The organism is Cupriavidus sp. SK-3 (assembly GCF_000611145.1).
Classification (GTDB): Bacteria; Pseudomonadota; Gammaproteobacteria; order Burkholderiales; family Burkholderiaceae; genus Cupriavidus.
This window is the reverse complement of record NZ_JFJV02000155.1, coordinates 1-26,524: the sequence shown is the minus strand read 5'-3', so window position 1 is coordinate 26,524 and position 26,524 is coordinate 1. Positions and strand designations below refer to the sequence as shown.

General features: G+C 62.1%; 23 protein-coding genes and 1 pseudogene. 14 read left to right on the top strand and 10 right to left on the bottom strand.

Translation table 11 applies throughout. The annotated features are described in order from the left end of the window. Positions 1–139 precede the first annotated feature (139 nt). The gene (locus CF70_RS16095) at positions 140–1,450 is read left to right on the top strand and encodes an XAC2610-related protein (RefSeq protein ID WP_152561831.1); all 1,311 of its coding nucleotides are present in this window, start codon (positions 140–142) and stop codon (positions 1,448–1,450) included. Positions 1,451–1,509: 59 nt separating this feature from the next. On the opposite strand, the gene CF70_RS16090 is transcribed toward CF70_RS16095, so the two are convergent. Beyond that, on the bottom strand, positions 1,510–2,424 hold the full coding sequence (locus CF70_RS16090) for an adenylate/guanylate cyclase domain-containing protein (RefSeq protein WP_035866587.1): 915 nt from the start codon (positions 2,422–2,424) through the stop codon (positions 1,510–1,512). Positions 2,425–2,706: 282 nt separating this feature from the next. On the opposite strand from CF70_RS16090, the gene CF70_RS16085 reads away from it, so the two are divergent. The 3 genes from CF70_RS16085 to CF70_RS16075 all read left to right on the top strand — a co-directional run bounded on the left by CF70_RS16085 (position 2,707) and on the right by CF70_RS16075 (position 6,511). After that, on the top strand, positions 2,707–3,321 hold the full coding sequence (locus CF70_RS16085; RefSeq protein ID WP_035866585.1) for a hypothetical protein: 615 nt from the start codon (positions 2,707–2,709) through the stop codon (positions 3,319–3,321). Positions 3,322–3,352: 31 nt separating this feature from the next. Further along, positions 3,353–4,474 carry a patatin-like phospholipase family protein gene (locus CF70_RS16080; protein ID WP_081862203.1) on the top strand — a complete coding sequence of 374 codons (1,122 nt, stop codon included), beginning with the start codon at positions 3,353–3,355 and terminating at the stop codon, positions 4,472–4,474. Between the two features lie 324 nt (positions 4,475–4,798). After that, positions 4,799–6,511 (top strand): arylsulfatase, encoded by a 1,713-nt coding sequence (locus CF70_RS16075; RefSeq protein ID WP_081862202.1) that lies wholly within the window; start codon positions 4,799–4,801, stop codon positions 6,509–6,511. A 44-nt stretch (positions 6,512–6,555) separates the two neighbouring features. Here CF70_RS16075 and CF70_RS16070 read toward each other — a convergent pair whose 3' ends face one another. Both CF70_RS16070 and CF70_RS16065 read right to left on the bottom strand, forming a co-directional pair. Beyond that, positions 6,556–8,025, bottom strand: coding sequence for a coniferyl aldehyde dehydrogenase (locus tag CF70_RS16070; RefSeq protein WP_051648545.1), 1,470 nt, complete (start codon positions 8,023–8,025; stop codon positions 6,556–6,558). Further along, entirely contained in the window at positions 8,022–8,930 is a 909-nt protein-coding gene (locus CF70_RS16065; protein ID WP_035866582.1) for a sterol desaturase family protein, read from the bottom strand. Before CF70_RS16065 ends, CF70_RS16070 begins: the two co-directional genes overlap by 4 nt. A gap of 141 nt (positions 8,931–9,071) precedes the next feature. Here CF70_RS16065 and CF70_RS16060 point away from each other — a divergent pair, with 141 nt between their 5' ends. Beyond that, complete coding sequence (locus CF70_RS16060) at positions 9,072–9,980, top strand: LysR family transcriptional regulator (protein WP_304413170.1); 909 nt, start codon at positions 9,072–9,074, stop codon at positions 9,978–9,980. Between the two features lie 67 nt (positions 9,981–10,047). Here CF70_RS16060 and CF70_RS16055 read toward each other — a convergent pair whose 3' ends face one another. Both CF70_RS16055 and CF70_RS16050 read right to left on the bottom strand, forming a co-directional pair. Then, positions 10,048–10,500 carry a mechanosensitive ion channel domain-containing protein gene (locus CF70_RS16055; RefSeq protein ID WP_035866579.1) on the bottom strand — a complete coding sequence of 151 codons (453 nt, stop codon included), beginning with the start codon at positions 10,498–10,500 and terminating at the stop codon, positions 10,048–10,050. A 74-nt stretch (positions 10,501–10,574) separates the two neighbouring features. Further along, entirely contained in the window at positions 10,575–11,492 is a 918-nt protein-coding gene (locus CF70_RS16050) for a hypothetical protein (protein ID WP_035866592.1), read from the bottom strand. A 438-nt stretch (positions 11,493–11,930) separates the two neighbouring features. Here CF70_RS16050 and CF70_RS16045 point away from each other — a divergent pair, with 438 nt between their 5' ends. Further along, a complete protein-coding gene (locus CF70_RS16045; protein ID WP_235185073.1) occupies positions 11,931–12,674 on the top strand; it encodes a TetR/AcrR family transcriptional regulator in 744 nt (247 codons plus the stop codon). A gap of 5 nt (positions 12,675–12,679) precedes the next feature. Here the strand turns inward: CF70_RS16045 and CF70_RS16040 are convergent, their stop codons facing one another. Both CF70_RS16040 and CF70_RS16035 read right to left on the bottom strand, forming a co-directional pair. Beyond that, positions 12,680–13,375: a TetR/AcrR family transcriptional regulator gene (locus CF70_RS16040; protein WP_051648542.1), complete on the bottom strand. Its 696-nt coding sequence runs from the start codon at positions 13,373–13,375 to the stop codon at positions 12,680–12,682. After that, complete coding sequence (locus CF70_RS16035) at positions 13,372–14,508, bottom strand: ferredoxin--NADP reductase (protein ID WP_235185072.1); 1,137 nt, start codon at positions 14,506–14,508, stop codon at positions 13,372–13,374. The genes CF70_RS16040 and CF70_RS16035 overlap by 4 nt, the downstream gene beginning before the upstream one ends. Before the next feature lie 69 nt (positions 14,509–14,577). On the opposite strand from CF70_RS16035, the gene CF70_RS16030 reads away from it, so the two are divergent. The 3 genes and pseudogenes from CF70_RS16030 (at position 14,578) to CF70_RS16020 (ending at position 17,397) form a co-directional block, all read left to right on the top strand. After that, positions 14,578–15,663 (top strand): ferritin-like domain-containing protein, encoded by a 1,086-nt coding sequence (locus CF70_RS16030; protein WP_035866569.1) that lies wholly within the window; start codon positions 14,578–14,580, stop codon positions 15,661–15,663. Positions 15,664–15,795: 132 nt separating this feature from the next. Further along, positions 15,796–16,233 (top strand): annotated as a pseudogene (locus CF70_RS16025) (Tom37 metaxin N-terminal-like domain-containing protein); the annotation flags it as partial. 228 nt (positions 16,234–16,461) lie between these two features. Then, entirely contained in the window at positions 16,462–17,397 is a 936-nt protein-coding gene (locus CF70_RS16020) for an NAD(P)H-dependent flavin oxidoreductase (protein WP_414629456.1), read from the top strand. 15 nt (positions 17,398–17,412) lie between these two features. Here the strand turns inward: CF70_RS16020 and CF70_RS16015 are convergent, their stop codons facing one another. Beyond that, positions 17,413–18,306 carry a DMT family transporter gene (locus tag CF70_RS16015; protein WP_035866562.1) on the bottom strand — a complete coding sequence of 298 codons (894 nt, stop codon included), beginning with the start codon at positions 18,304–18,306 and terminating at the stop codon, positions 17,413–17,415. A gap of 135 nt (positions 18,307–18,441) precedes the next feature. Here CF70_RS16015 and CF70_RS16010 point away from each other — a divergent pair, with 135 nt between their 5' ends. The 5 genes from CF70_RS16010 (at position 18,442) to CF70_RS15995 (ending at position 24,169) form a co-directional block, all read left to right on the top strand. Then, on the top strand, positions 18,442–19,236 hold the full coding sequence (locus tag CF70_RS16010) for an AraC family transcriptional regulator (protein WP_035866560.1): 795 nt from the start codon (positions 18,442–18,444) through the stop codon (positions 19,234–19,236). Between the two features lie 187 nt (positions 19,237–19,423). Beyond that, the gene (locus CF70_RS16005) at positions 19,424–20,527 is read left to right on the top strand and encodes a porin (RefSeq protein WP_035866556.1); all 1,104 of its coding nucleotides are present in this window, start codon (positions 19,424–19,426) and stop codon (positions 20,525–20,527) included. 605 nt (positions 20,528–21,132) lie between these two features. After that, the gene (locus CF70_RS38595) at positions 21,133–21,261 is read left to right on the top strand and encodes a hypothetical protein (protein ID WP_255350668.1); all 129 of its coding nucleotides are present in this window, start codon (positions 21,133–21,135) and stop codon (positions 21,259–21,261) included. Between the two features lie 401 nt (positions 21,262–21,662). Further along, positions 21,663–22,706, top strand: coding sequence for a rod shape-determining protein (locus CF70_RS16000; RefSeq protein WP_035866554.1), 1,044 nt, complete (start codon positions 21,663–21,665; stop codon positions 22,704–22,706). 1,157 nt (positions 22,707–23,863) lie between these two features. After that, positions 23,864–24,169: a hypothetical protein gene (locus CF70_RS15995; protein ID WP_035866552.1), complete on the top strand. Its 306-nt coding sequence runs from the start codon at positions 23,864–23,866 to the stop codon at positions 24,167–24,169. 216 nt (positions 24,170–24,385) lie between these two features. Here the strand turns inward: CF70_RS15995 and CF70_RS15990 are convergent, their stop codons facing one another. Next, positions 24,386–25,405 (bottom strand): PHB depolymerase family esterase, encoded by a 1,020-nt coding sequence (locus tag CF70_RS15990; RefSeq protein ID WP_035866551.1) that lies wholly within the window; start codon positions 25,403–25,405, stop codon positions 24,386–24,388. 889 nt (positions 25,406–26,294) lie between these two features. Next, positions 26,295–26,524: hypothetical protein (locus tag CF70_RS15985; protein ID WP_035866549.1), on the bottom strand; the 230-nt coding region annotated here is incomplete at its 5' end.

Genomic DNA, 26,524 nt, shown 5'->3' with positions numbered 1-26,524 from the left:
AGTACTGGGGGGTTTTGCTTTTGCGGACGCGACTATGATGAACCGCTGGCCTGGACGTTGCTGACCAGTCTTCAATCCAACCTGCCTGACGCTTACCATGCGAACCGCCTGCCTCGTCTTCGTCCTGGCTGCGGCGAAGATGAATCCCATCTTCGCCTCCGATTTTCTGGTGCCAGGTATCTATCGACTCGAAGCCGGTTCCAACCTGAGTGCCGCGGAAAGGTTGCAAGGAAGGCCCGGCGAAGAGGATGTCGAGCACTTCGAACATGCCATTCCCGCGGCAGCGGATGCGACATATGCAGTGGTTTCGTACGAGTCCGATTCCCATCGAAACAAGCTGATTTTCCTTGTCGATCGGGACTACCGCACCGACATAAATGGTGCCAACAGGCTTTGCGTCGCCTACGCGTTTCCGGTTTGGAACGACTACTCAAAGTCCCAGCCATTTTGCCGAACCAATATCAGCACCGGCGAAGCCATGCTAAAGGGGAGCGATTCGGCATTTACGGTCGCCTGGCAGCCCAGGAGAGCATTCCAGCGCAGCGAGGCAGTGCCGCCCGAACGTCGGCCCACCCCAGACGAAGTCGGTGCTTGCGCGCTCGGCGTCTGCGAACCGGCGGCTTACGGCCGGGCAATCCACCATTATGAAACGACATACTATGCCGATCGCTTCAAACTGGTGACGCCGCGCACCTATGGCGACATTCTCTACCTCGAAAAGGCGGTGCCAGTCTTCGCGCAGGCAGATCGTGCGTCGCCTGTGGCCAGCCTGGACGCCGGGAGCTTTGTCGCTGTTCTTGCCAGCAGACCGGATTGGTATGAAGTCGAGCATGTCCATCGGGACGGATCGGCATTCCATGGCTGGATCGACCGGGATGATTTGTTCGAACTGAAGTGGGTTGAGCAGAAGGCCAGCACAAAGGACTTTCGCTTTCGCGTCGGCTTTCGTCCTGATAGTGACGCGCCAGAGGCTGGAGTGCCGGTGGCCATCGAGGTGCTGGACCGAAGAACCGGTCGGCGCCTGCAGGTCCTTCGCGACTTCGATTCAGAGGGACAAACCGCAGACAAGGAATTCCTGCAAGTCGTCGACGCCAATTTCGATGGCCACCGGGACATAAGCATCTTCGGCATGTCGGGGGGCGCAGGTCCGAACAACACCACGCACTTCTTTCTGTTCGATCCGGTAGCGCGGCAATTCGTCCCTAACGAGGAATTGTCCAATTTGCCGCAGATATCCATTGACACCCGTCGCCATGCGGTGATGTCGGCACAACGAGGTAGTTGCTGCAGTCACTCCGCTCAGACCTTCCGCTATATCGACGGGAAGCTGACACTGGTTGGCGAATGGGACGAGAGTTTGTCGGCAGACGGGAAATGGCTGGTGACGACGACCGGACATCTGGAGAACGGCAGGATGCGCTATCGGACCAAACGAAAGAAGGCGCTGTAGAGCTGATCTGCCCCCGATGCGGCATCACCGACAGGCTGCATGCCATTGGCCTTGCATTCTCACCCACGCCCTTCGACGTACAAAAAGAACTCGACCCGCTCACCCGCATATTCCATCGACTGGCCAAAGGTAATCCAGCCATGGCCCCTGAGCGTGACTTCGTCGCGGCGCAGAACGAACTCATCTTCGCCATCGATGGTGACGTGTGTGCCATTCGAGCTGCTGTCGATCAGCACATATCTGCCCGCGCGAGACTCGACCGTGGCCTGGAATCTGGACGCTTGCCGGTCCGAAACCACAATGCTCATGCCGCTATCACGGCCGATGGTCACCGGCAGGGATGCGGCATTCATTTCGAGCAGCGTCTCCCGGTACCTTAGCGTGAGCAGCGCGGAGCGCAACGAGCGCGGACTTGCGTTGGCCATGACGGTCATGTCGGCGTTCTGCTCCCATATTGCTTCGAACAACTCGACAGGCGGTTCCTTGCCGCGCACCTGGATCGGATACAGGTAGCGAGTCATCTGGCGCAGCCTTGCGGACAGGTGTTCCACCGCATCCTTGCTGGTGATGATCTGGCCGCGTGACGCGAGCTTCGTCAGGCGAGCCGCGAGATTCACGGTGTCACCAAATACGTCGCCCGATTCGTCGGACAAGACCGGTCCATGGTGAAAGCCGATATGGACCGACATGGGAACACTGGCGATGGGAGGAAGTTGAGAGACAGCCACTTGCATGTCGAGTGCCGCCTGCATCGCCTGTTCGGCCGATGGGAACAGCACCATGACCTCGTCTCCGATTGTCTTGACGACCCGGCCCTGGGATGCGCCGGAGCAGGACTTCATGACAGCGATACAGCGGCCGATGGCACCGAAGGCAACCGTATCGCCGGCCAGTTCATATAGCCTCGTGCTGCCACTGACGTCCGCGAACATCACCGAGCCATCGGACGCCTCAGGTTTCGGTTCTCGGTCCATATGCATCTCAATCCGTTCGGTCGATCAGCTGGCCGTCAAAGCGTTTGTCCGCAAATCGCGAGCTTCCACCTTTGGCATTCTAGGCACCGTCACCGGGCTTGCCCAACCTGCATAGACGGGTTTTCTCGCAATAGTGCGGCCGCGTACGCTGGTGCCGGCCCGCCGCCGCCTAATCGGCCTTAACGGAGCGCATACTCGGGCTGGCCGGAGGGTTCCGGCACGTGACCCGGATGCGACCCGGATGCGGCCCGGTTGGTGGCTCCTTGGTGTCGGGGAGGTGAAATGGACGAGATGCAAGCGCGTTTCCTGGCGCTGTGGTCGCGCAGTGGCGGCATCCTCGCCGAAGCCGTCCATGCCGACCTGGTGCTGCATTACGCCGAACCGGCGCGCTACTATCACACCCTGCGGCACATCCGCCGCTGCCTGCGCGATCTCGATTGGGCGCGTGGCGCGGTCCCTGATCCCGATGCCGTGGAACTGGCGCTGTGGTGCCATGATGTGATCTTCATTCCCGGAGCCAGGGACAACGAGCAGCGCAGCGCCGAGTGGTTCCTGCGCTGGGCGGGGGATGGCATCCCGGCGGCGGGACGCATTGCCGACATGATCCTGGCGACCACGCACACCGCCGTGCCGGCCGACCCGGATTGCGCCTTTGCCGTCGATATCGACCTGGCGGTTCTCGGGGGCGGACGCACGCGCTTTCGTCAGGACGGGGCGCGCCTGCGGGCCGAGCGCCCCGATCTCGACGATCTGGTCTATGACGCCCGCGAACGGGCTGTGCTGGATGCGCTGCTGGCGCGTCCCCGCATCTACTACACCGAATTATTCCAGGCCCGCTGCGAAGCCCGCGCGCGTCGCAACCTGACGTGGCGGCTTGGCCGGCCGGCACCGCATTGAGCCTCAGACGCCATCGATCGAGGAGACCTCCATGTCCCAGCGTGCCAGAGCAACAGTGAGCGGAGCCCGGCGTTCGATCCGGCGAACGGCGCCAGCCCGCCCGGCAACGGAGGCGGGCAGCGGCAACCAGACGCCATCCTCCCCGGTTCGCCGCATCAATATTGCACTGCAGGGCGGCGGCAGCCACGGGGCGTTCAGTTGGGGCGTGCTCGACCGCCTGCTGGAAGACGGCCGCATCGAGGTCGACGGCATCAGCGGTACCAGCGCCGGCGCGGTCAATGCCACCGTGCTTGCCTATGGCATCGTCAGCGGCGGGCGCGAGGGGGCGCGCCAAATGCTTGAAGCGTTGTGGCGAGGCGTCGCCGAATGCGCGCGAATGAGTCCTCTGCAACCCACCTGGTTCGACCGGATGCTGGGGCTCGACCGGTTGAACCTCTCGCCCGGGTGGCTGCTGTTTGACCATATCACCCGTTTTTTTTCTCCCTACCAGCTCAATCCGTCCAATCTGAACCCGCTGCGCGACATGCTGGTCAAGATGATCGATTTCGATATCTTGCGCAACTGCCGCAGCCCCAGGCTCTTCCTGTGCGCCACCAATGTACTGAGCGGCCGCATGCGGGTGTTCACCAATCACGAGATCAGCATCCAGGCGGTGCTGGCGTCGAGTTGCCTGCCCAGCTTGTTCCAGGCTGTGGAGATCGAAGGGGAGTATTACTGGGATGGCGGCTACATGGGCAACCCGCCCATCTACCCGCTGATCTACGAGACCGACAGCCGCGATGTACTGATCATCCGCATTAATCCGATCCGCATTCCCGATGTGCCGACTACGGCACGCGAAATCATCGACCGCGTCAATACGCTGAGTTTCAACTCGTCGCTGATGCGGGAAATGCGCGCGATTGAGTTTGTCTCCCGGCTGATCGACGAAGGCGCGCTGGATCCGGCGCAATACCGGCGCATGTTCATCCATAACATCGATGCCGAGACCGAGATGGCCCGGCTTGGGGTATCGAGCAAATTCAATGCTGACTGGCACTTCCTGCGCGAGCTCTACACACTGGGGCGCGAGCGCGCCGATAGCTGGCTGGAAGCCAACTTCAGCGCGCTGGGAACGCGGTCGTCGACGGATATCATCGAGACCTTTCTGTAACGGAGAGGGCGTGCCTGCCGGCGCCCGGAGACCCGTCTGGAAGCCCGGTCGCGGGGAAGCCAGCGATTTCGCTTTACACGGCCGCCAAGAATTTTCACTTCCAGTCGGCTACGCGTTCATATTGGATTAGCCAGGATGGCGCGCATTTCCCATGATTTCAGTCGAGCCGGGCGCGGGTGCGCGCAAGGCGACTTCCCGTGCAGAGGCGGCGCCATGGACGAAATCGGGCGGTGCATCACAGCGCTCGCGTGCTTGCATACAGAGCGCGCCGATGCGTGCGCGGCATGCCTCCATCTGGATACACAGCGCAGGCGGGAGACTTCAATGGCATGGGAAAGCGTCAAGACGGTGGCGCCGTTTGCGGGCGTGGCTTCGTATCGGCGGACCGGCGATAAACGGGGTGCGCTTTGGCGCGGATTTGCCATCGCAGTGCTCCTCGTCCTGACGGTAATCCTGTTCCCGCCGCTGGCCATGGCGCAGGCGCCGGGCGGCAAGCCGAACATTGTCGTCATATTCGGCGACGATATCGGCATGTGGAACATTGGCGCCTACACCCACGGCATGATGGGACGCACGCCCAATATCGACAGCCTCGCCCGCGACGGTGCCATCTTCACCGACCACTACGGTCAGCCGAGCTGCACCGCGGGGCGGGCGGCCTTCATCACCGGCCAGATGCCGATCCGCACCGGCATGACCACCATCGGCATTCCCGGATCCGCGCGTGGCATCCAGAAGCAAGACCCGACGCTTGCCGAGGTGCTGAAGTCGCAAGGCTATGCCACGGCCCAGTTCGGCAAGAACCATCTCGGCGACCGCAACGAGTTCCTGCCGACCATGCATGGTTTCGACGAATGGTTCGGCAACCTGTACCACCTCAACGCCGAGGAGGAGCCGGAAGAACTCGACTACCCCGGGCAGCGCAACCCCGAATACACGAAGAACGTAGGGCCGCGCGGTGTCCTGCATACCTGGGCCACGACGCAGGACGATGCGACCGTGGACCCGAAGTTCGGCCGCGTCGGCAAGCAGAAGATCGAAAACACCGGTCCGCTGACCCGCAAACGCATGGAAACCTTCGATTCCGAGGTCACCAAGGCAACCCTCGACTATATGGATCGCGTGGGCAAGGGCGACAAGCCGTTCTTCGTCTGGTTCAACACGACGGCCATCCACATCTGGTCGCATCCGCAGAACCAGTATCTCCAGAAGGCCGTTGCGGAGGGCCGCGCCGAACAGGATGTCGTGCGCGCCAAGATGATCGAGCACGACGAGCAGGTAGGGCAGCTTCTCCAGAAGCTGAAGGACCTGGGCGTGGCCGACAATACGATCGTGATCTACTCGACCGACAACGGCAACGAACTGATGATGTGGCCGGATGGCGGCTATGCGCCGTTCCGTGGGGAGAAGGGTACGACTTGGGAGGGCGGCGTGCGGGTACCCTGCCTGATTCGCTGGCCGGGCAAGATCCGGGCGGGTTCCGACCTCAACGGGATCCAGAGCCATGAAGATCTGTTCGTGACTCTGGCCGCCGCGGCGGGCGCGCCGAATCTGAAGGAGGACCTGCTCAAAGGCTACAAGATGAGCGGGACCAGCTACAAGGTGCACCTGGATGGCTATAACAACCTCGACTACTGGATGGGCAAGACCGAGAAATCGGCGCGCCGCGAGATCTTTTACTACGACGAAACGGATCTGATGGCGATTCGCGTCGACGCCTGGAAGATGCATATCGGCGTCAAGAAGGACGGTAGCTGGTTTAACGCAAAGTCATATCCGAGCGTGCCCTACATCTTCAACCTGCTGATGGATCCCATGGAAAAGATGGATCCGGAATCCCATGAGTGGGGTTACGCGGGGCGGCGTTTCGTTGCGCAAAAGCTCTGGGCACCCACGGCGGGCGGGCCGTTCCTGCAGGCGCACCTGAAGAGCCTGCAGGACTATCCGCCGCGCCAGGGCGCGGACACGCTCAGCATGAAGAAGGCGGTCGATGAAGCGATGAAAAAACTGGCAACGCCGAACGCCAGCAGCAACTGAAATGCCGGAGCGGGGGCCGCCGCTCCGGTTTCTCATTGGGCCGCTCAGAACGGCTTCTTCACCGCCGGATCGCCGTGGCCCGCAAACAGCTTCAACGTCAGGCGCTGCGCCAGGTTGCCGTAGGGCGGATAAAACAGCTCGATGGGAAAGAGGCGATGCCGCTTGAATACCGTGCGCGCATGCGACAACTCGCGAAAGCCCTCTTCACCGTGATAATTGCCCATGCCTGACTGGCCCACGCCCCCGAAGGGGGCGTCATGGTTGACCACGTGCCACGCCCAGTCATTGATCGTGACACCGCCCGAATGCGTGCGCGCGAGCAGCTTGCCGCGCTCGGACGCGTCATGGCTGAAGCAATACAAGGCCAGCGGGCGCGCTTGCCGCTGCACCATTTCGATGGCCTGCTCGTGCGTGTCGTAGGGCACCACCGGAAGGACGGGCCCGAAGATCTCTTCGCGCATCAGCGTCATATCCGGCGTGCAGTTCGTCACCACATGCAGCGCCAGGCGGCGTCCGGGGCCGACCTCGCCGCAGGGGATCACAATCGCACCCTTGGCGCGCGCATCCTCCAGCATGTCCTTGATGCGCGCAGCGTGGCGGTCGCTGGCCAGCGCCGTGTAATCCGCGTTTTGCGCGGTACGCTTGCCGTAGAGTTCGCCGAAGCTGTGGACCACCGCCTTGATGAATTCGTCCACGCGCTCGCGTGGCACCAGCGCGTAGTCGGGGGCCACGCAGACCTGTCCGCAGTTGATTCCCTTGCCATGCGCGATGCGCCGGGCGGCCTCGCGCACCGGATAGTCGCGCAGGACGATCGCGGGCGACTTGCCGCCCAGCTCCAGCGTGACCGGTGTGAGATTGCGCGCTGCCTGGCCCATGACGATACGGCCCACCGCCGGCGAACCGGTGAAGACGATATGGTTGAATGGCAGGGCGGTGAAGGCGCCTGGGTCCGCGAGTTCGCCGCCGACCAGCGCCACGTGGTCTTCGGCGAAGACCTCGCCCAACATCTGCCTGAGCGTGGCGTTGGTTGCCGGCGTGGTCTCCGGCATCTTGATCATGACGCGGTTGCCCGCTGCCAGCGCCGCCACCAGCGGCCCCAGCGACAGGTAGACCGGGAAATTCCAGGTGGCAATCACGCCGACGACGCCCTTGGGCTGGTAAGTCACGCGCAGGCTGTTGCTGGCAAAAAGCAGTTCCGGCCGGCGGCGGCTTGCACGCATCCAGCGGCGCACATGCGAGATCGCGTGATTGATCTCCAGCGTGGTCGGCAGCACTTCCAGCATCTTTGTTTCCGCGAGGGAACGCTCGCCGAAATCCCGGTCGATCGCTTCGGCGAGCACGTCCTGGTATCGCAGGAGTTGCCGCTTGAGCGCGCGCAGGTGCTGGCGCCGCTGCCCGGCATCGGGGCAGGGGTTCTGCAGGAAGGCGTGGCGTTGTGCCTCGAACACCGACTCCATGCGGGCGCTCGCGATGGCTTGCTCAGCCAGTTGCTCTGTCAGCGTGCGGTCGTTCATGCCGACCTCCGCTGTTCCGTGCCTTGCGGGGCCGCATCGGCGTCCGCTTCCGCTTCCACATAAGCGTGCCCCCCGAAGCGCAGCGCCGAATGCTCGCGACGCGACTGGACCAGCGGGTAGAACATCTGGATGTACCAGCGCTCCTGCCCGAACAGCCGGTCGTCCTGCAAGCCAATCCCCGCCGGGTATTTGCGCGTGATGTGCGCCGAGCCGAAGAGGATGTCCCAGAAAAACAGGAGATTGCCGAAGTTGCCCTTGTAGTGCCCGATCCCATCGTCGTTGGTGATCGCGTGGTGAGCCCAGTGCGTGGCAGGCGTCGAGATGGTCCGCTCCAGGATCCACATCAGCGGGCGCAGTGCGCGGATCCGGTACAAGGGCTCGTCCCAGCGCCATGCGCTGTGCGCCCCAAGGATCACCGTCAGCTTGATGACAAGGTACGCGCCATAGACCTTGGCAAAGCCCAGGTAGAGCAGGACACCGGCAATCCACAGCCCCGGCATCATCAGGTAGTAGAAGAAGTTGTTGCGGTACGTCACGCGGATGCTCATGTACTGCGCGGTATGGTGCGCGCGGTGCAAGGGCCACAGCAGCGGCGAATGCGATACGCGGTGCCACCAGTACTGGGTCATGTCGTCGCAAACCAGCAGGATCGCGGCCATTGCCCACCACGGCAGGTTCGCCCACGCCCCTCGCTGCTCCGGCATGAACCAGGCGCAAAGCTGGCCCGTGACGAGCAGGGCCAGGGGCTGCGTGATGGCGATCAGGCTCAGGAACATGGCCAGTTCCAGCCTGGTGTCGTCCCGGGTGGCGTTGACGCTCGTCTGGTAGCGGCGCGTAACGAACTCCATGCCGGCAAAGCCGAGCATGACGACCGCGATCAGCATGTTCTGTAGTTGCATACTCATTGGGGGGTGTCTCCGATCTTGCTCTATGGTCTGAACGGTCCGGGCCTTCTGGCGCCATCAGGTCCGAACGACTTTAGGCTTGCCGGGCCGATGCGTCCAATGCATACTATGCAACGTTCCAATGCGTCAGGAGCAACGCACATGATGGACCTCCGCCGCCTCAGCCATGTCCTGGCGCTCGCCGACGCACTGCATTTCGCGCGGGCGGCCGAGCGGGTCCACCTCAGCCAGCCGGCCTTCAGCCGCAGCATCCAGGCCATCGAAAGCGATCTCGGCATCCGCCTGTTCGACCGTGACGTGGGCGAGGTCAGGCCGACTCCGGCGGGCGAGTTCGTGATCGAACGGGCGCGCAGGCTGCTGTTCGATGCGCGCTGCCTGCAGCGCGATGTCGATCTTTATCGCGACAGCCAGCTGGGCGATACCGCCTTCGGGGCCGGGCCATTCCCGGCCGCCACCCTCATGCCACGAGCGTTGTCCGAATTGCGCCGGCTCTATCCCAGGGTTGCCTTGCGCGTCGAGGAGAGCAACTGGAAGCAGTTGCTGGAACGCTTGCGCGCGGAGGATATCGAGTTCTTTGTCGCGGACGTGCGGGATTTGCCGGAAGATGCGGCTCTGGAGATCCGGCCGGTGGGAGCCCAGCGCGGCGGCTTCTACGTTCGTGCATCGCATCCGCTGGCCTCGCGTCAGTGCACATTGACCGAGGCTTGGCACTACGGTGTCGCGGCCACAAAAGTACCGAGCATCGTGAAGGCCGAACTGGCAAAGGTGCTTGGATTGCCGGCGGGACAGGAAGCCCCGCTTGCGCTTGAGTGCGACGACATCACCATCCTCCGGTCCGTGGCCTTGTCCACCGACACCGTCCTGGCCGCGACGCAGACGTCGGTGCAGGCCGATATCGACGCTGGCGCGCTGCTCCCGTTGCGTATCCCGGGACTGCCGGCGCTGTACTCCGAGATGGGTGTCGTGAGCCTGCGCAACCGCACGCCGTCGCCCATGGCGCAACATGCCATCGCGTGCATCAGCCGGGTCGCCGGCGAGGTCAACATTTAGCCTGCGAGGCGAGGGCGGTGGCACGTACCAAGGGCCCTGTCCGAGCGTGCCGAAAAGGGTGCCGCGACTACGCCGGGCCGCCTGGATCCTGGCCTCCCCATTGCCCGGGTTTGACCACTACCGGCTCCGCTGGCTGGGCCATGAAGTGCGGCGACATGATCTGCACCCCGTTGCGGTTGAATTCGTCCTGGATCTCGGCGTGCAGGGACGACAGCGCCTGCGGGCGTAAACGTGCAGGGACGACAGCGGCGGGATCGTCGATGGCCACCATCGGCTCGTACTCCACGTAATAGTCGGACAGCGTCCGCTGGAGCACGAACGGCGCAGGCACCATGGCGACATGCCGCATGCGCGATGCCGCCGCCAGCAGCATGGCGTGGACCTGCCGCCATGGCGTGTCATAGCCGATGGTGACGGTGGTTGCAACCAGGGCGCCACGGTCCGTGGCATGGCGCGAATAGTTGACGATGGGAGAGGCCACCACGACGGCATTGGGAATGGTGATCTCTTCATTGCGCACGTTGACCAGCTTCGACGCGCGATATCAGGACTTCAACGCGGGAGAATCCCGGTCGTCGCCTGACTGCCGCGGCGCTAGAAGCTGGCAGCCAGTCCCAGCGAGACGCCCGACACGTTGTTGCCGAATACGTAGCGCACCACGGCGCGTATGCGCGTCACGAACACTTCATGCGCGCTGGTATCGAGTTCCAGGCCCGTGCCCAGGGTCGTCAGGTTGGTGAATCCGAGGATTTCGGACTGGCTGCCAAGATAGCGCGAGTGCGAAAGTTCCAGCACATAGCGCACGGGCCGGTCCAGGGCGCGCAGTCCCGTGGGCGCGCGCCAGCGCGCGTACAGGTTGGCGGTCTGGGCAGAGGCCGATCCCTGCACGGCTTCCGAACTGCCGCCGAAGCTCTGGAGATGGATATTGGTGTATCGCAACTCGAGGTCGATCTCGTGGGTTTCCCGGTAGTGCTCCCAGTCCAGCATGACCGAGCCGCCTAGCCCGTAGGCGTTCAGGGTGCCGTGGTCCAGGAAGTTGATCTGCCGGTCGGTAATGCGCTCCGTGACAAACTTGGCCACCGAGAGATCGCTAGCTACATAACCCAGTGAGAAGTTGAAGATGGGCCGGAACACCAGTTCCTTGTTCTCCGTCAGGGGGAAATCCCAACCAATCCCGCCGGTGGCGGAGACTGTGTTCCACTTGGTCGGCACGGATCTCGATTCTGTTCCATTGGACGCAACGAACTGGGGATCGTACCGGCTATAGGCGATAGCGCCTTCGAGGTAGATTGGAAATGACTTGCTCATGGTCGCGCCGCCACCTAGCTGCGACATCACGATGCCGGGGTTGCCGGAGCTGGCGTTGTTGATCGACAACGAACTGGAAGTCAGGTCCGGCACCACGGAATAAGACATTAGCGACAGCACGCCGTTGGCGCGCTTCTGCACGTTGGCGTTCAGGAAACTAAAGTCGGGGGCGCCCTGGGCGCCAGCCAGCGCGGGCGCAAGCATCAACGCGCCAATGGCGATCCGGCTGCCGAAAGCCGCGCCGAGGGGCCAGGATCGGCTACGCCGTTGCGTGGCGAAACGCGATTCGAGCGGATAGTGCTTCATCTCAACACCTTCGTTCCAACTCTTGCGCAATGGCCCGGATCGAGGCGGCACGGCCAACGCCGATGGCCATGGGGAGCCTGGGCTCGTTCCCCCCAAGATATAGCGTAGACGCCAATGATGACGGTATAACGGCTCAGGGATGTTCAATTTCCTTTTGTGCCTACATGAATTGTTTCGATGCCACTCGCCTGCGTGGCGAAGCTGCCGAAGCCGGCTGGAATAGGACTCGCGCGGGGGCCTTGCCGGGATCACGGCACCCGTCATGGGATTCTCAAGCGTCGGGTGGCACATGTCGCATAATGCGGCTCTTTGTCGCTCAACGAGAGTTCCGCCGTCATGCCAACGATCCGCAAGCCCGCGACCCGGCCGCCAGGCCGGGCAAGCACGTCCGCTAGCAAGGGGGCGCCCGCGCGCCGTTCGGCGAAGGCACTCGCGGCAGGCACGGAGCAGCCACCCGCCATGCGCCCCCCGCGCCAGTCGCGCAGCGAGCAAAACCTCGACAAGATGGTCAAGGCCGGCCGTGCGCTTGCCGAGCAGCGCGGCAATCTGGATGAGATTTCGCTGAGCGACGTGGTCGGCGCGGCAAACACATCGATTGGCGCCTTCTACGCGCGCTTCAAGGACAAGGAGGCTTTCCTCGCATTCATGCTCGAGGCCGCGCTGGCCGAAGCCGAAGCGATCACCCGGCAATCGATCGCGGAGGATCCGGTCTGGCAAACCGGCCCGGCATCCGCCATCGTCGAGCGCATCGTGCGCATCTACGTCGGCCGCTTCCGGCAGAACCGCGGCCTCTTCAAGGGATTCCTGCGCCATTACTCGGCGACAGGCAGCGGGGACAATCCCATGCGGCAAGCCAACCGGCGCGTGCAGGACTTGCTTGTGCCGTTGCTGGCCGGCCAGCTTGATTCGCCGCGGCTGGCCCACGCCACCTTCGAGGTACGGGTCGCCATTCAATTCCTGGTGGGCACGCTGGCCAATATATTGCTCAACGATCCGGGCCCGTTGCATCTCGAAGGACGCAAGCTGGAAACCCATCTCGTCAGGATGATGAGGCGCTACCTGCTGTTGCCGGAGGGTTAGCGCGCCTATGCGTCGCCGGCCGCAGGCGAGGATAGATAGCAATACAGCATCGCCGTGAGCCGTTGCTCCAGCCGCGGATCGTCCAGGGCCATGCCGCTGGGCGCATGCAGCACGATGCTGGTCAGCGCGCTGATCACAAGTTGCACCGCGATCCGGGTCTCGTTGTCGGGTCCGGTGGGTCCGGTAAAGCGCCCGGCGGCAACATGGCTGGCCAGGCGCGGCACCATGGCGTCCAGGATCCGCCGGTTGGCCTCGCGGATAGGTTGCCACAGGGGATTCTGCGCAGGGCTATGCCGCATGTAGGCCGCAAACAGGCCGCGATGCCTGCGGAACAGACCGACATAGAAACCAACGATACGGCCGCAGATCGCGGCAGCGGGACCTGCGTTCCAGGTCGGGTCCGTGGCCAGCGAATAGTCCAGTTCGGCTCGCAATTCGGCCAGAGTGTCTTCCAGCACCAGCGCGCAGAAGGTCTCCTTGTCCGGAAACCGTGCATAGAAGGCCCCGACCGAGGTGGAAGCGGCGCGCACGAGATCGGCGAGGGAAAACCCGGTCAGGCTGCCGGCCTCGTTGATCAGCGTCCGGCCGGCCGCCAGCATGGCCTTGAGGGTGGCTTCGCTGCGTTCCTGACGGGGTTGTTTCAGCCCGGCGCGCAACGTGGTCGCCGCAGCGTCTGCCGGGATGGTGGTTTCTGCTGTCATACGTCGTAGGTGATTGCGACCGGCCGCTCCTGGCGCGGTCGCGCCTGGCAGGTCAGGATCCAGCCGGCAGCAAGCTCGTCGGCGCCGAAGACATCGTTGCGCTCATGAACCACCGCGCCATCGATGCACTTGGCAGCACACGATCCGCAATAGCCCTCCTCGCAAGCATAGGGCGCATCCACGCCGCAGGCGAGCGCGGCCTGCAGCAGTGACTGGCCGCTGGCGACACGCACGACATGCAGTGCGCCGCCGAGGATTACCTTGGCATCGCACTCCACCGCGCTGGTTGCCGCCGACGATGCCGCACGGGTCGCCGAGCCGGTCTCAGGGTTTGGCATGGGAGCGTCGAATCGCTCCAGATGCACGCGCCCGCGCGCCATCCCGGCCGCCTCGGCTGCTTCCTGTACGGTCTGCATGAATGGCCCCGGCCCGCACAGATAAAGCTGGCATTGCGCAACGGACGAGAGCAGGGCGGCAATCTTGCCGCGCTCGGGAAAGCCATCGGCATCGTCGTAGTGCATATGCACAGTCAGGCGATCCGGATTACCCCGCGCCAGGGCGGCAATTTCCGCCGCGAAGATCGCGCCGGGCGTATCGCGATTGGCGTAGAAGAGCGTCATCCTGCGGTGAGTGGATGCCAGCGCCGACCGGATCATCGAGAGGACCGGTGTAATGCCGCTGCCCGCCGCGCAGAAGAAAAGCGGCGCATCCATGTTCTCGCAGACAAAGCGGCCAGCCGGTGCGCTCACCTCCAGCCGGGTTCCGGCCCGGACATGGGCATGAAACCATCCCGACACGCGGCCATCGGGGATGCGCTTGACCGTGACAACCGGCAGGCCTCCCGCTTCAGGCGAACTGGAAAGCGAGTAGCTCCGCAGCAGTATTTCCCCATCCACGTTTACCCGGAAGGTGAGGTGCTGCCCGGCACGGTAGGCGAAAGATTGCTGCAGCGCGTCGGGAATCGAAAGCGTGTAGGAGCAAGCATCTTCGGTCTCCCGAGTGACCTGCGCGACAGTCAGATTGTGGAACTGCATCAATGTCTCCCGGCTTCTCCGGACCCTGTGCCGGGTCCTTGAATTAACAAGAAAGAGAATTATGATTCTGTTTATAGCCGGAAGCCAACGCAAATTCAAGACAGGTCCCAACTCCGGCTAAGCAGGCATGGAGACCGGTCGAAACCCATGAGCGCCAAAGGAGATTGCATGTCATCCGTTCATCGTTACACGCTGCCGGTGGTACAGACGGGCTGGTCGATCGGCAGCCAGGTTGCCACCGAGTTCAACTGGGAATACGACAACGAGAATTCCAAACTGCTGCAGCTCTATGAAACCAGCAAGAAGCAGCAATGGAACGCCACCGACCGGATCGACTGGTCGCAGGAACTCGATCCCGAGAACCCGCAGGAACTCGATGACCGGATGATCCCGATCTACGGCACGCCGCTCTGGGAAAAGATGGGCAAGCACGACCGCATCGAAGTGCGCCGCCACCAGCAGGCGCATTCGCTGTCGCAGTTCCTGCATGGCGAGCAGGGCGCCCTGATGGTTTCGGCGCGGATCGTGCAGATGGTCCCGGACATGGATGCCAAGTTCTATGCCGCCACGCAGACCATGGACGAAGCACGCCACGTGGAGGCCTATTCGCGCCTGCTGCACGAGAAGGTCGGCATCCTCTATCCCATCACGCCGGGACTCAAGTCCTTGCTTGAGAGCATCCTGACCGATTCGCGCTGGGACTTCTGCTATCTGGGCATGCAGGTGCTGGTGGAGGGGCTTGCGCTGGCCGCGTTCCAGCGCATTCGCGACTTCTCCAAGAATCCGCTGGCTGCATCGATCAACGCCTACGTGATGCAGGACGAGGCGCGCCACGTTGCATTCGGCCGCACCGCGCTGCGCGGTTTCTATCCGCAGTTGACGGAGGCCGAACGCAAGGAGCGCGAGGACTTTGTGATCGAGGCTTGCTACATGATGCGCGACCGCTTCGACCAGAAGGAGGTCTGGGGCCGCCTCGGGTTGCCGGAGGAGGAGTGCGCCAAGGCAGTGCGGGAGTCCGAAACCATGCGGCAATTCCGCCAGCGGCTGTTCAGCCGTATTGTCCCCACAGTCAAGGATATCGGCCTGTGGAGCCCGCGCGTGCAGAGTGCATTTGCCGACATGGGCGCTATCGAGTTTGCCAATGTCGATGTGGAGGCGCAGTTCGCGCAGGATCAGAAGATTGCCGAGGAGTTCGACGCGCGTCGCGTTGTCATGGCCTCCATCGGCGCGGTCCAGTCCGAAGCGGAGCATTGAAAAGCTGCCGCGGGCCCGGGAGGCGGGCACTCCGCTTCCCGGGTTCTCCCGCGCGGCATGCTGGCTTCATCGCCTGGAATCATCAGGCCTGGCTGGTGTAGAGAGCCGGGGCCATCTGCTGCGGAGGCCGGCATGATCACACTTTTTTCCTATCCGGATCTGTTTGGCCTTGAAGACAACAATCCATACGGTCTGAAGATATTCGCGTTCCTGAAACTGTGCGGCCTGCCTTTCGAGCATCGCCACGCCCTGGATGCGAAAGCGGCGCCGCGCGGCCAGCTCCCGTATGTCGACGATGGCGGGCAGGCGATAGGCGACAGCGATGCCATCGTGTCCCATTTAAAGCGCAAGTATCGCTTGCCCATCGACGATACGCTGCCCCCCTTTCAGCGTGACCTGGATCTTCTTGTCCGGCGCGCGCTGGATGATCTCTACTGGGTCATGTCTTACTCGCGGTGGCGCGATCCGCGCTTCTGGACAGCCTTTCGGGACGCGCTCCTCAGGACGCATCCGGAGATAGCGGCGGATGACCTCGAGGCCGCAAGGAAATACAACTTCGATCGATACCACTAATCATGGAGACACCATGTCCGGAATGCATGAATACCTATTCAAAACAATCATTGGACGGTGTATCGGCGTGCCCCTAAGCTCTACGGCCAGGTTTCATTCCCGAATGCGGAACGCGCTATCGCGCCACGGGCTTTTTTCAACGTGAAGAGGGCGCGGCGCATCCGCGCAGTATTACCAGAGTAGAGCGGAGACAAAGCCATGACGATAACGAATCGAGTGACCGAGATGCTGGGCGTCCAGCATCCGATAATCCAGGCCCCAATGGGGTGGATCGCCAGGGCGCAACTGGCGGCCGCGGTCTCCAACGCGGGTGGGATGGGAATCATCGAGACTTCATCCGGAGAACTGGATACGATTCGCGTCGAGATTCGCAAGATGCGAGAACTGACCGATAAGCCATTCGGGGTCAACATCGCGCTGACTTATGTGCGAGATCCCGATATCGTACGTTTCGTCGTCGACCAGGGGATCCGGTTCGTGACAACATCGGCTGGTGACCCGACACGCTATTGCGCGGAGCTGAAGGAAGCCGGCCTCACGGTTTTTCATGTGGTGCCAACCCTGGCCGGCGCCCTCAAGGCGGTGGCGGCCGGCGTGGACGGCCTGATTGTGGAGGGCAGCGAGGGCGGTGGGTTCAAGAACCAGCGCGACGTGACCTCCATGGTGTTGCTGCCGCTTGTCTGCTCGAAGGTCGATGTCCCGGTGGTAGCCGCGGGTGGCTTCTGCGACGGCGCCACGATGGCGGCGGCGTTCGCGATGGGCGCGGAAGGCATACAGATGGGCACGCGCATGCTGACATCGGCCGAGTCGCCCGTTCATGACAACTGGAAGAATGCCATCGTCGGCGCGCAGGAGACAGATACCGTCTTTCTCAATCGCGGCGGCAAGGGCCCGGCGCTCCGGGCGCTGCGCACGGCGCGCACCTCCCGGATCGAGCTGGAATTGCCGGAGAACATCAAGAGTGAATTCGCCGGCGTTCAGCAGCTCTACTTTGGCGGCGACATGGAGGCGGCAGTGCCGCTGACGGGGCAGGTATGCGGACGAATCGATTCGGTCGTGCCGGTTCAGCAGATCATTGACGAAACGATCCGCGATTTCCGTCACTCCGTAGACCGGCTGACCGCGCGCTACGGCTCGGTGCGGGCAGCAGGGCGCGCCTGAGGGCACGGCGGCTTCTCACGGCGCCGCAGCTTGCAGCCGCGGCGGCGCCTTCCACAACTCGGCCAGCAGCACACCCGCGACCGTCAGCGCCCCGCCGAGCGCGTGATACGCCGCCAGCGACTCCCCGATCACCACCGCCGCGATCAGCGCGGTGAGCAACGGGATCAGGTTGAAGAACATGCTCGCGCGGCTTGGGCCAATGCTGGCGACCGTGTGCATCCACACCAGCGGCGCGACCATCGACGCCATCAATCCGGCGAATCCAACCAGCGGGAGGTTGGCCGCCGAGAGGCCCATCCTGGGCGTGAGCAGGTAGAGCGGCAACAGGGCGACAACGGCTACGACGATTTGCAGGTAGAGCAGTTGCAACGCAGGCACGTCCTTCATATTCCAGCGCTTAAGCAGGATGACGTAGACCGCGTAGGCCAGCATCGCCAGCAGCATCAGTCCGTCCCCCAGGTTGGCGCCGCTGGCCATCAGGCCGCGGAGGTCGCCGGATGACACCACCACCAGCACGCCGGCGATCGACAGCAGGGATCCCGCCACGGCACCGGCCGTCAGGCGCTGTCCCAGCAGCAGGATCGACAACGCCAGCACCATCATCGGCGTGAGCGAGCCGATGATGCCCATGTGCGTGGCGGTGGTCATGTAGGCCGCGTAATAAGCCAGGCACTGATAGGCCACCATGCCGAGCAGGCCCAGTACCGCGATCCGCCCGCATCGCGGCCGGATCGCCGGCCAGTTGCGCAGCACCGGGCGCAATGCCAGCGGCGTGAAAAGCAGGGCGGCCAGCAGCCAGCGGTAGAAACTGATTTCGGCCGGTGCGATGGTGCCGGCCGCCATCTTGCTGACGACGGTATTACCGGACCAGATCACGACGGCCAGTAGCGGAAACGCGTATTGCCACATGAAGGCTTTCCTTTCCTTAGTGCGAGTGCAGGGCTATCATGCACGCGTCCGCGTTAATGCATATAGCTGAATTAGGACATCCAATCCGGGTTTCCGGACTCTTCTTCGGCACAAAACACACGAATCCGACAAACCATGCCCGACAAACGGCGCTACTTGCCAATCCAAGACGTCGAAGGGATGGACGGTCCTTTCTATTTTCGCTACGACGAATTCGGCGCTGACACGCAGGCCGCGGCGCATAGCCATAGCTGGGGCCACCTGAACTACGCCGCGCACGGCACGATGCAGATGGAAACCGACGGACTGCGGCTGCTTTCGCCGCCGCAGTATGCGGTGTGGATCCCGCCGGCGGTGGTGCATAGCTGCACCTTGCGGCACGCGATCGTCTACCGCTCGATCTACATAGAACCAGGCTTGTGCGCGCAGCTGCCGGCCGAAGCCTGCACCGTGCGCATCAGCCCGATCATCAGGAGCGTACTGGCTGACTTCGCCGCGCGCGACGTGCATGTACCGCGCACGCCGGCCGACCTGCGGCTCGCGCACGTGGTGGTCGATCAGCTCGCGCAGGCATCGGTGCAGCGCTGCTATCTGCCGGCGGCAGCCACGCCTGCCTTGATTACCGTGCTTGAAGCGTTGCAGGCGGATCCCGGCGACCACCGCACGCTGGCCGACTGGGCCGCCAGCGTGCACATGACCGAACGGACGCTAGCCCGCCGGTGCCAGCACGAACTCGGCATGTCGTTCGGCGACTGGCGTCAGCGCCTGCGCTTTCTGCGCGCCATCGATGCCTTGGAAACGGGCCGCGGCGTGCAGGAAATCGCCTTCGATCTCGGCTATAGCACCGCCTCGGCCTTTATCGCGATGTTCCAGCGAGAGGCTGGCACCACGCCAGAACAGTACCGACGCGAGTTCTGCGGCATTGCGTGATGCGGGAGGTACTCGGCATGCGTACCGGCCCGTTCCAAAGAACTGTTCGAAGGTTCGTTAAGCCACCGTTCGCAAGTTTCGTTAGCCGAACGCTGGTACATAATACAAAATCGACGTGAGCGGATTGCGTCGGCCTGCAGTCGGGATAGCTCAAAGTTTCCAATCATCAGCTAACAAGGAAAGTGTTATGAAGATGAAATGGATTGCCACCGTCGCTGCATTGGCCGCCGGTGGTGCGTATGCACAGTCGAGTGTGACGCTGTACGGGATCCTTGACATTGGTCTCGAATATCAAAATAACCAACCCGGGAGCGGCAGCGGCGTGACCCGCCTGACCTCGGGCAACCTGTCGGGCAGCCGTTGGGGCCTGCGTGGTGTGGAGGATCTGGGCGGTGGCCTGAAGGGCATCTTCGTACTGGAAAGCGGCTTTAACCTCGATACAGGCACCTCGGCCCAAAGCGGCCGTCTGTTCGGCCGTAACGCCTACGTCGGCCTGCAAAGCCAGTGGGGCACCCTGACCCTGGGCCGTCAACAGACCCCGCTCTATGACTTCGGCCTGCAATTCGACCCAATGGGGATCTCCACGAACTACTCGATCATCGGCCAGGACGCAGGGTTCACCAGCCGCGCTGACAACTCCGTCAAGTACGCCGGCACCTTCGGTGGCCTGACCGCCAGAGCCCTGTATAGCTTTGGCTCGAACACCGGTGGCGGCTCTTTTGGTGAAGTGCCGGGCAGCCCCAAGATTGGCCAGGAGTACAGCGCTGGCCTGACCTATGCTGTCGGTCCGTTCGCCGTCGGGGGTATATACGACGAAACCAACCTCGGCCTGGCCGCGACTGGTGCCCTGACGGGTGCCAAGATCCGCCGCGCCAGCCTGGCTGGATCATATGCCTTCGGCCCGGCCAAGATGTACGCTGGTTATCGTTGGGCCATGGCGCTCGACGGTGCCACGCTGCCGGGCAACCTCGGGGCTAACAATGTCTCGAACCTGTACTGGCTGGGCGTGGGCTATCAGTTGCTACCTGCACTATCTTTGACCGGCGCAGCCTACTACCAGGACTTCCGCGGCACCAAGGCCGATCCGTGGAGCTTCGTGGCATCGGTTGACTACAACCTGTCCAAGCGCACCGATGCCTACCTGAACCTTGGTTACACCAAGAACAAGGATGGTTCGAACCTGGGCCTGACCGCAGGCGGTGCCGGCGCGATCCAAGGCACCGGCTTCGGCACGGTAAGTGGCTCGGACAATCAGTTTGGCGCGGTCGTCGGTATTCGTCACAAATTCTAATGCGGCATCGGCCGGGGACGTGGCTGCGGATGAGGAGTGGGGGTAGCGCCGGGGACCTGGATATACGGGGCAATAATGTACGGGTATGGCGTCGATCCATTGGGAGGCAGTTCCTGGGGTGTCGCCATCGGCTGCGCCCCGACAATGGGCTGATGCAAAAGCGGCCCGGCTTGCAGCTCGGTGCCACCGCTCTGTCCGTCGCTGATGCCGCGTTGGGTACTAAGACTCTGCGACCGACTGCTCGTCTGCGGAGCTGCAACTGCCGCGGCCGATACCACCGCCAGTAACACGACGGTCGCCTTGGATCTCGGCAAGTGCATCAGAAGATCTGAAAGCATGAGCGCTCCTGCGGATTGTAGGAATACTGGTACCGGGCCGCGTTGGGGCCTGCGCGCCTGGTGCCTTTCATCTAGTTGAAAAAAGCGCGAGTACCGCCAGGGCGCCACCAATGCCGCCAACCCGATACGAAATCATCTTAAGTCCGGCAGACACCACACGGCAAGGAGCAGCCATACGGTGCCAACACCTGCACGGGCGGCACGGCGCGGCAACAGGGACGGCTGAAGCTCGGTCACAACCAGACGCTGGATACCGGTTCGCTGGCAATGGACGACAACACCACCCTTGGCTTCAGCACTGACAGCCTGACCCGCCGGGTCGCCCGCACTGGCGCGCTGCAGCGCCTGGGTTTGGGGAGCGCCAGATCCGGCCGCGCTGCGTTCGGGCAAGTTTGACGCGGGAATCGGAGAGAGTCATACGGTATCATTCGCTTCCGCTGATATTCCTGTCTGCCGCCCCAAGCGCGACGCGAGTGGTTCACGTCACTCGCAGGTGTCGGGCCACAGTATCTCCGATCCGACTTCGTGAGGCTTTTGTGATTCCGATGCTGCTTTTGCGCAGTTCAATAAGTGGTCTGCTCGACGACTCGCGTGATGGCCGATTCCGCCAGCAAGCCAGACACCACCCGAGTTCGATCGCTCTTATCGACTGACGGCGCGCTGGCAATGACACCGAAGCCAGTTCCACGTGACGCGTGAAGCCTCCATGCCATGCGTCGCTATGAAAATCATGGTTGGCGCCACTTCTTGCGCCCGCCGTTTCGCATATTCGCGAACTACCAGAAGAAAGATTCCTGATGTTCGGATTTCTCCGCAGCTACTTCTCCAACGATCTCGCGATCGACCTCGGCACGGCCAACACCCTGATCTACATGCGCGACAGGGGCATCGTCCTTGATGAACCCTCCGTAGTCGCAATTCGCCAGCAGGGGGGGATCAATCCCAAGAAAATCATCCAGGCTGTTGGCAAGGATGCCAAGCAGATGCTGGGCAAGGTGCCGGGTAACATCGAGGCCATCCGCCCGATGAAAGACGGCGTGATTGCCGACTTCACCGTCACCGAGCAGATGCTCAAGCAGTTCATCAAGATGGTGCACGACACCAAACTGCTTCGGCCGTCGCCGCGGATCATCATTTCCGTGCCGTGCGGCTCGACCCAGGTCGAGCGGCGCGCAATTCAAGAATCCGCGCAGGCCGCTGGCGCCAGCCAGGTCTACCTGATTGAAGAGCCGATGGCCGCCGCACTCGGCGCGGGCCTCCCAGTGTCGGAACCATCCGGCTCGATGGTAGTGGATGTCGGTGGCGGTACGACCGAGGTGGGGATCGTCTCGCTGGGCGGCATGGTCTACAAGGGCTCGATACGCGTGGGCGGCGACAGATTCGACGAAGCCATCGTCAACTACATTCGGCGCAATTACGGCATGCTGATTGGCGAGCAGACCGCCGAGGCCATCAAGAAGGAAATCGGCTCGGCCTTCCCAGACTCCGAGATCCGCGAGATGGAAGTCAAAGGCCGCAACCTGTCCGAAGGTATCCCGCGCCCATTCACGATATCGTCCAATGAAATCCTGGAAGCGCTGACTGATCCGCTGAATCAGATCGTGTCGGCAGTCAAGATCGCGCTCGAACAGACCCCACCGGAACTCGGCGCCGACATCGCCGAGCGCGGCATGATGCTGACCGGCGGCGGCGCGCTGTTGCGCAACCTCGATCGCCTGCTGGCTGAGGAAACGGGCCTGCCCGTGCTGGTGGCTGAAGACCCGCTGACCTGCGTGGCGCGGGGTGCCGGCCTGGCGCTCGAACACATGGGCAAGCTGGGCAGCTTCTTCTCTTACGAGTAACGACTAAGCAACGAGGGGCTTGTGGCATTTCCAACCCGGCCACCCTTGGTACTGTGCGCGGTCTAATACCGCCCTGGCTCTGAGCGTGTTCTTGGGTTGATCCGGTGTGCGACAAGCCTCTGCCTTCAGGCCGGTGAAGGACGGACGCGGGCGGCGTAGCCTCCCTTTGGCCGGTTAGTGCGGCATCTGTTGCTCATCTGTTGCTGTTCGACGTACAGGCGAATGATTTCGATGAGTACCCGCGCAGTTCCCGGTGAAGTAAGACGGCGACCACCGAGCGCGTCCCCCACAAACTCTCGCGGATGCTCGGGTATTCCTTCGTTCGCAGCAGACAGCCGGAGACGTCTGTAGCGGATGCCCGTGTGCAAGCAGGTAATTGTCAGGCTCTCCCTTGAAACCTCACTTACGAAAGTACTGGGGGTTTGCTTTTATGGCGGCGATTACCTTAAAGGTGATGTATGGAGCACTGAAAAGCATGCAGGCGAAAAAAACCCGCCAAAGGAGGCGGGTTGAATCCATGTCGAGGAGACAAGGAGGAGACGGGGATGAGTATAAACCCTAGGTTTCCGGATGGCAATGGCACATCATTGCAATTTCTGCAATGCAACATTGTCTTGAGCTCAATGTGACGACATTGTCACAGTGCTGTGGTCGTCGCACAGGATTGCGATGAAGCCCCGTCACCAGTCTCCGGCAGGGATCATCAGTCAGGCAGCACACCAAGCGTACGAAGGCCTGACCCACGTTGCCCCGCGGTAATGAAGCTGCCGCGGGATCGGCAGCCAGTTTCCAGCGAAAGCGGCCCCTTGCCCTTCCAGGCCGCTCTGGCGAAGACTTCTTCATGGGTTTTTCCGAACATTGCGCATTGTCTCAGAATACGGGGACTGCTTTGTTATGGCCTTTCGGACCACCTCGCGTTTTGTCGGGCTCTCTCGTTTTCGCGCTGTGCGGGCGTCTCGTGGCACCCAGCCTCGCCCGCAAGCAGGACGGGCCGCCAACTAGCTTTTTCAGTGGCTGATGCTATCTTGTAGTATCGGTGCCCCGGCCAGCCGCGCCGTGGGTTTGCCCACCCACCGCCAACGACAACGTTAAGCGGCAGGAGCGCCTGAGGCAAAAGCTGGCTACCGGGCAGCGACCATGTAAGGAGAGTGCGGATCATGAAGATGCTACTCACAGTCGAATTCCCTCATGAGCCATTCAACTCGCTCGTCAGGGGAGGGAAGGTGGGCGAGGTCATTGAGCGCATCCTGGAAACGATCAAGCCGGAGGCAGCGTACTTTACCGAGCAAGATGGAATGCGCTGCGGGGTATTCCTGATCAACGTCGAAAATTCATCCGACATTCCTGCTTTTGCGGAGCCCTTCTTTCTCAACTTCCAGGGCAACTGCAAGTTCCGCATTGTGATGAGCCAGGAGGATCTGCAAAAGGCAGGTCTGGAGGCGCTAGGGAAGAAGTGGGCGTGATGCGTGGTCGGCAAAATCGGTAATGGGCGGCCTTCCGACCGCGCCGCCCGAGAATACACCACCGCCGTTCCCGCGCCGATGCAATGCACCGCCGTTGACAAGCGGCACCTCATTAGCTGTCGCATCTGCTGCTCGTCAGGCTCTGGCGCCAACGAGAAGCCGGCATTGGCCGAGAACACGAGCAGGATTTCCTGGCGAGTCAGCGGCCGCCGTACATCACGGCTTGGATAGCAGCCGGCCGACCATGGCGTTGACAGCGCTCAATTGCGCCCCCGATTTCAGCGCGTAATCAGATCCGGTATAACCGAACCAGTCCCAGCAGCCTTGCGGATTGAATGGAACCGTAGACGCATTCACTTGCGGATACAGCACAAGGATGTTGTTTGTGTCCGCCCAGTAGTTGTAGTTCGTCTTCGCATAGAAATCATTGCCGACCACGGCTTCGGACTGCTTGCACCCATGGAATGCCACGTGGACTTTGCACGGTGCTCCCTTAGCGCATGAACTCGGCACGTAAACGAAGCCCGTGTCCGCCATGCCTGTCGCGGTCGTCGCGAACTCCCGCTGGTCGAACGGCACGATTCTTCCTGACAAACTCTTCGCCGGCGGGTTCAGCGTGCCGTAGATCTGCTGCAGCAACGCGCCAGCCTGATCGTACCCTCGCTTGCCGACCGCGCAGTGGCTGATGTATGGAGATGCGTTATCGGAACACACGTTGCCGAACGCTGGTGTGATGAATGCATGGCCGGCTGCCACGTTATTCACATACTGCAGGCTAGACGCAGGAACGCCAGCCTCCTTGAAGAACGACACTGTCGCGTCGACAGCCTGCTGGTAGACAACGGTATCCTTCGTTCCGCTAAATACATAGACCCGGGCCTTCTGCAAATTCGATAGCGGGTCGATCTGACCGAGCGACGCAAAACCCGTTGCGGCGGCTACCATCAGTGCAGGATTCGGCGGCACGAACGGCACCTGCCCCATGCAGATCGTCGTGTTGAGGATGTTTCCAGCCGCACAATAATACGGCCCACCCGCTACCACACCGGCACCGACGACAGAACCTGAGTATGCGACCTGATACTGGACCGCCATGAAGGCGCCCGACGACAGGCCGGAGACTGAGGTCTGCGATAGGTTGCCGGCAAAAGATGGCAGCGCATCGGCAGCCAGCGCAGTTTGAGGAAGAGCCGCGAGTGCAAAGGCAGCGATGGTAAGGGTGCGAAGCAATTTCATTACGGTAGCTCCTGTGGCACAACGATCGAAACAAAATTGGACTAGTGGAAAGCACGAGCCGGAAAATCCATTGCCCTTTGGGGCGGGCGAATCGAAGGGAGCGGGGCCTCGCATACGCGGAAAGTGCTTCAAGCTCGCAGCGCTGTAGATCCGCGACAGGGCAGCCGGCTTCGACTATTGACGTTGCAACATCACAACTAAATGCCGTGCCAGCATCGTCGAATTCCGACAGACCGTTTTGTTCGATGCACTGCTTTTGTGCGTTCAACACAACGGGCTGCAGTGTTTCCAGGGCGCCATGCACGAGTGCTTGGTCTTGTGCTGTGCAACATTATCGGCGTTTCAAAAGAGTTTTCAGCTTATATTTATGCGTGCGTGTGGTATTTGCAACGGTGTCGTCTGGTTGTCACGAGGGACGCCTATGAGCTGATTGCCAACTTCTTGCTCATGAATTTAATATTAATTAAATGTGCTTTAATTTGTATTAAATGAAATTTCATGGATTAATATAGCTGTCCCGGTCAATACCACCATGCGGGGGCGCAAGCCGTGCATGCCTTGGCGTAGGTGGCGTCCCGGTGCGCTGCCGTTCTATGGCGCTGCATGCCTTGTGATGGTGATCGCCGGATGACCAATCCGCAACCGATGCATCGCCCAAGTGTTGGGAGTGGCGATGGCGACCGACAGTGTGGGGAGGCGCGGAAGGTGTAACGGATGGGCAGGTGGCGCGGGAGCGCGTGAAGGCCGAAATAGCGGCTGTGCTTCGGCGGGCGTTGAACTTAACGCAACCGGATGATGGGCTCCCAATTGCTCTAGTGCGTGCCGGAGCATTGTGTTCGCTGGCCGTGGAACCCGCGGGGGTTCCGCGAAGCGAGGCGGCGCATGCCGTTCAGACCTTGGCGTGGGTGGCGGCCCATTGCGACGGGTTGACGTCGATGCTCAGCGGGCCGAAGCCGGAGCCGATCACGCCGACGTTGTTGAGCGTGTTCACGTTGATGCTTTGCAGCTGGGCGATGTTCTGGTTGACGTTGACATTGACGTTGGCCACGGGGCCCAGTCCCTGCAACCAGGAATTGCCGCCACGCACTGCGGTCATGGACTTGCTGTCGAGTTCCTGGG

Excerpts from the sequence above, each read along its gene's own strand:
- CF70_RS16095 (WP_152561831.1), top strand. The coding sequence starts at position 140 with ATGAATCCCATCTTCGCCTCCGATTTTCTGGTGCCAGGTATCTATCGA.
- CF70_RS16090 (WP_035866587.1), bottom strand. The coding sequence starts at position 2,424 with ATGGACCGAGAACCGAAACCTGAGGCGTCCGATGGCTCGGTGATGTTC.
- CF70_RS16085 (WP_035866585.1), top strand. The coding sequence starts at position 2,707 with ATGGACGAGATGCAAGCGCGTTTCCTGGCGCTGTGGTCGCGCAGTGGC.
- CF70_RS16080 (WP_081862203.1), top strand. The coding sequence starts at position 3,353 with ATGTCCCAGCGTGCCAGAGCAACAGTGAGCGGAGCCCGGCGTTCGATC.
- CF70_RS16075 (WP_081862202.1), top strand. The coding sequence starts at position 4,799 with ATGGCATGGGAAAGCGTCAAGACGGTGGCGCCGTTTGCGGGCGTGGCT.
- CF70_RS16070 (WP_051648545.1), bottom strand. The coding sequence starts at position 8,025 with ATGAACGACCGCACGCTGACAGAGCAACTGGCTGAGCAAGCCATCGCG.
- CF70_RS16065 (WP_035866582.1), bottom strand. The coding sequence starts at position 8,930 with ATGAGTATGCAACTACAGAACATGCTGATCGCGGTCGTCATGCTCGGC.
- CF70_RS16060 (WP_304413170.1), top strand. The coding sequence starts at position 9,072 with ATGATGGACCTCCGCCGCCTCAGCCATGTCCTGGCGCTCGCCGACGCA.
- CF70_RS16050 (WP_035866592.1), bottom strand. The coding sequence starts at position 11,492 with ATGCTTGCGCCCGCGCTGGCTGGCGCCCAGGGCGCCCCCGACTTTAGT.
- CF70_RS16045 (WP_235185073.1), top strand. The coding sequence starts at position 11,931 with ATGCCAACGATCCGCAAGCCCGCGACCCGGCCGCCAGGCCGGGCAAGC.
- CF70_RS16040 (WP_051648542.1), bottom strand. The coding sequence starts at position 13,375 with ATGACAGCAGAAACCACCATCCCGGCAGACGCTGCGGCGACCACGTTG.
- CF70_RS16030 (WP_035866569.1), top strand. The coding sequence starts at position 14,578 with ATGTCATCCGTTCATCGTTACACGCTGCCGGTGGTACAGACGGGCTGG.
- CF70_RS16020 (WP_414629456.1), top strand. The coding sequence starts at position 16,462 with ATGCTGGGCGTCCAGCATCCGATAATCCAGGCCCCAATGGGGTGGATC.
- CF70_RS16015 (WP_035866562.1), bottom strand. The coding sequence starts at position 18,306 with ATGTGGCAATACGCGTTTCCGCTACTGGCCGTCGTGATCTGGTCCGGT.
- CF70_RS16010 (WP_035866560.1), top strand. The coding sequence starts at position 18,442 with ATGCCCGACAAACGGCGCTACTTGCCAATCCAAGACGTCGAAGGGATG.
- CF70_RS16005 (WP_035866556.1), top strand. The coding sequence starts at position 19,424 with ATGAAGATGAAATGGATTGCCACCGTCGCTGCATTGGCCGCCGGTGGT.
- CF70_RS38595 (WP_255350668.1), top strand. The coding sequence starts at position 21,133 with ATGGACGACAACACCACCCTTGGCTTCAGCACTGACAGCCTGACCCGC.
- CF70_RS16000 (WP_035866554.1), top strand. The coding sequence starts at position 21,663 with ATGTTCGGATTTCTCCGCAGCTACTTCTCCAACGATCTCGCGATCGAC.
- CF70_RS15995 (WP_035866552.1), top strand. The coding sequence starts at position 23,864 with ATGAAGATGCTACTCACAGTCGAATTCCCTCATGAGCCATTCAACTCG.
- CF70_RS15990 (WP_035866551.1), bottom strand. The coding sequence starts at position 25,405 with ATGAAATTGCTTCGCACCCTTACCATCGCTGCCTTTGCACTCGCGGCT.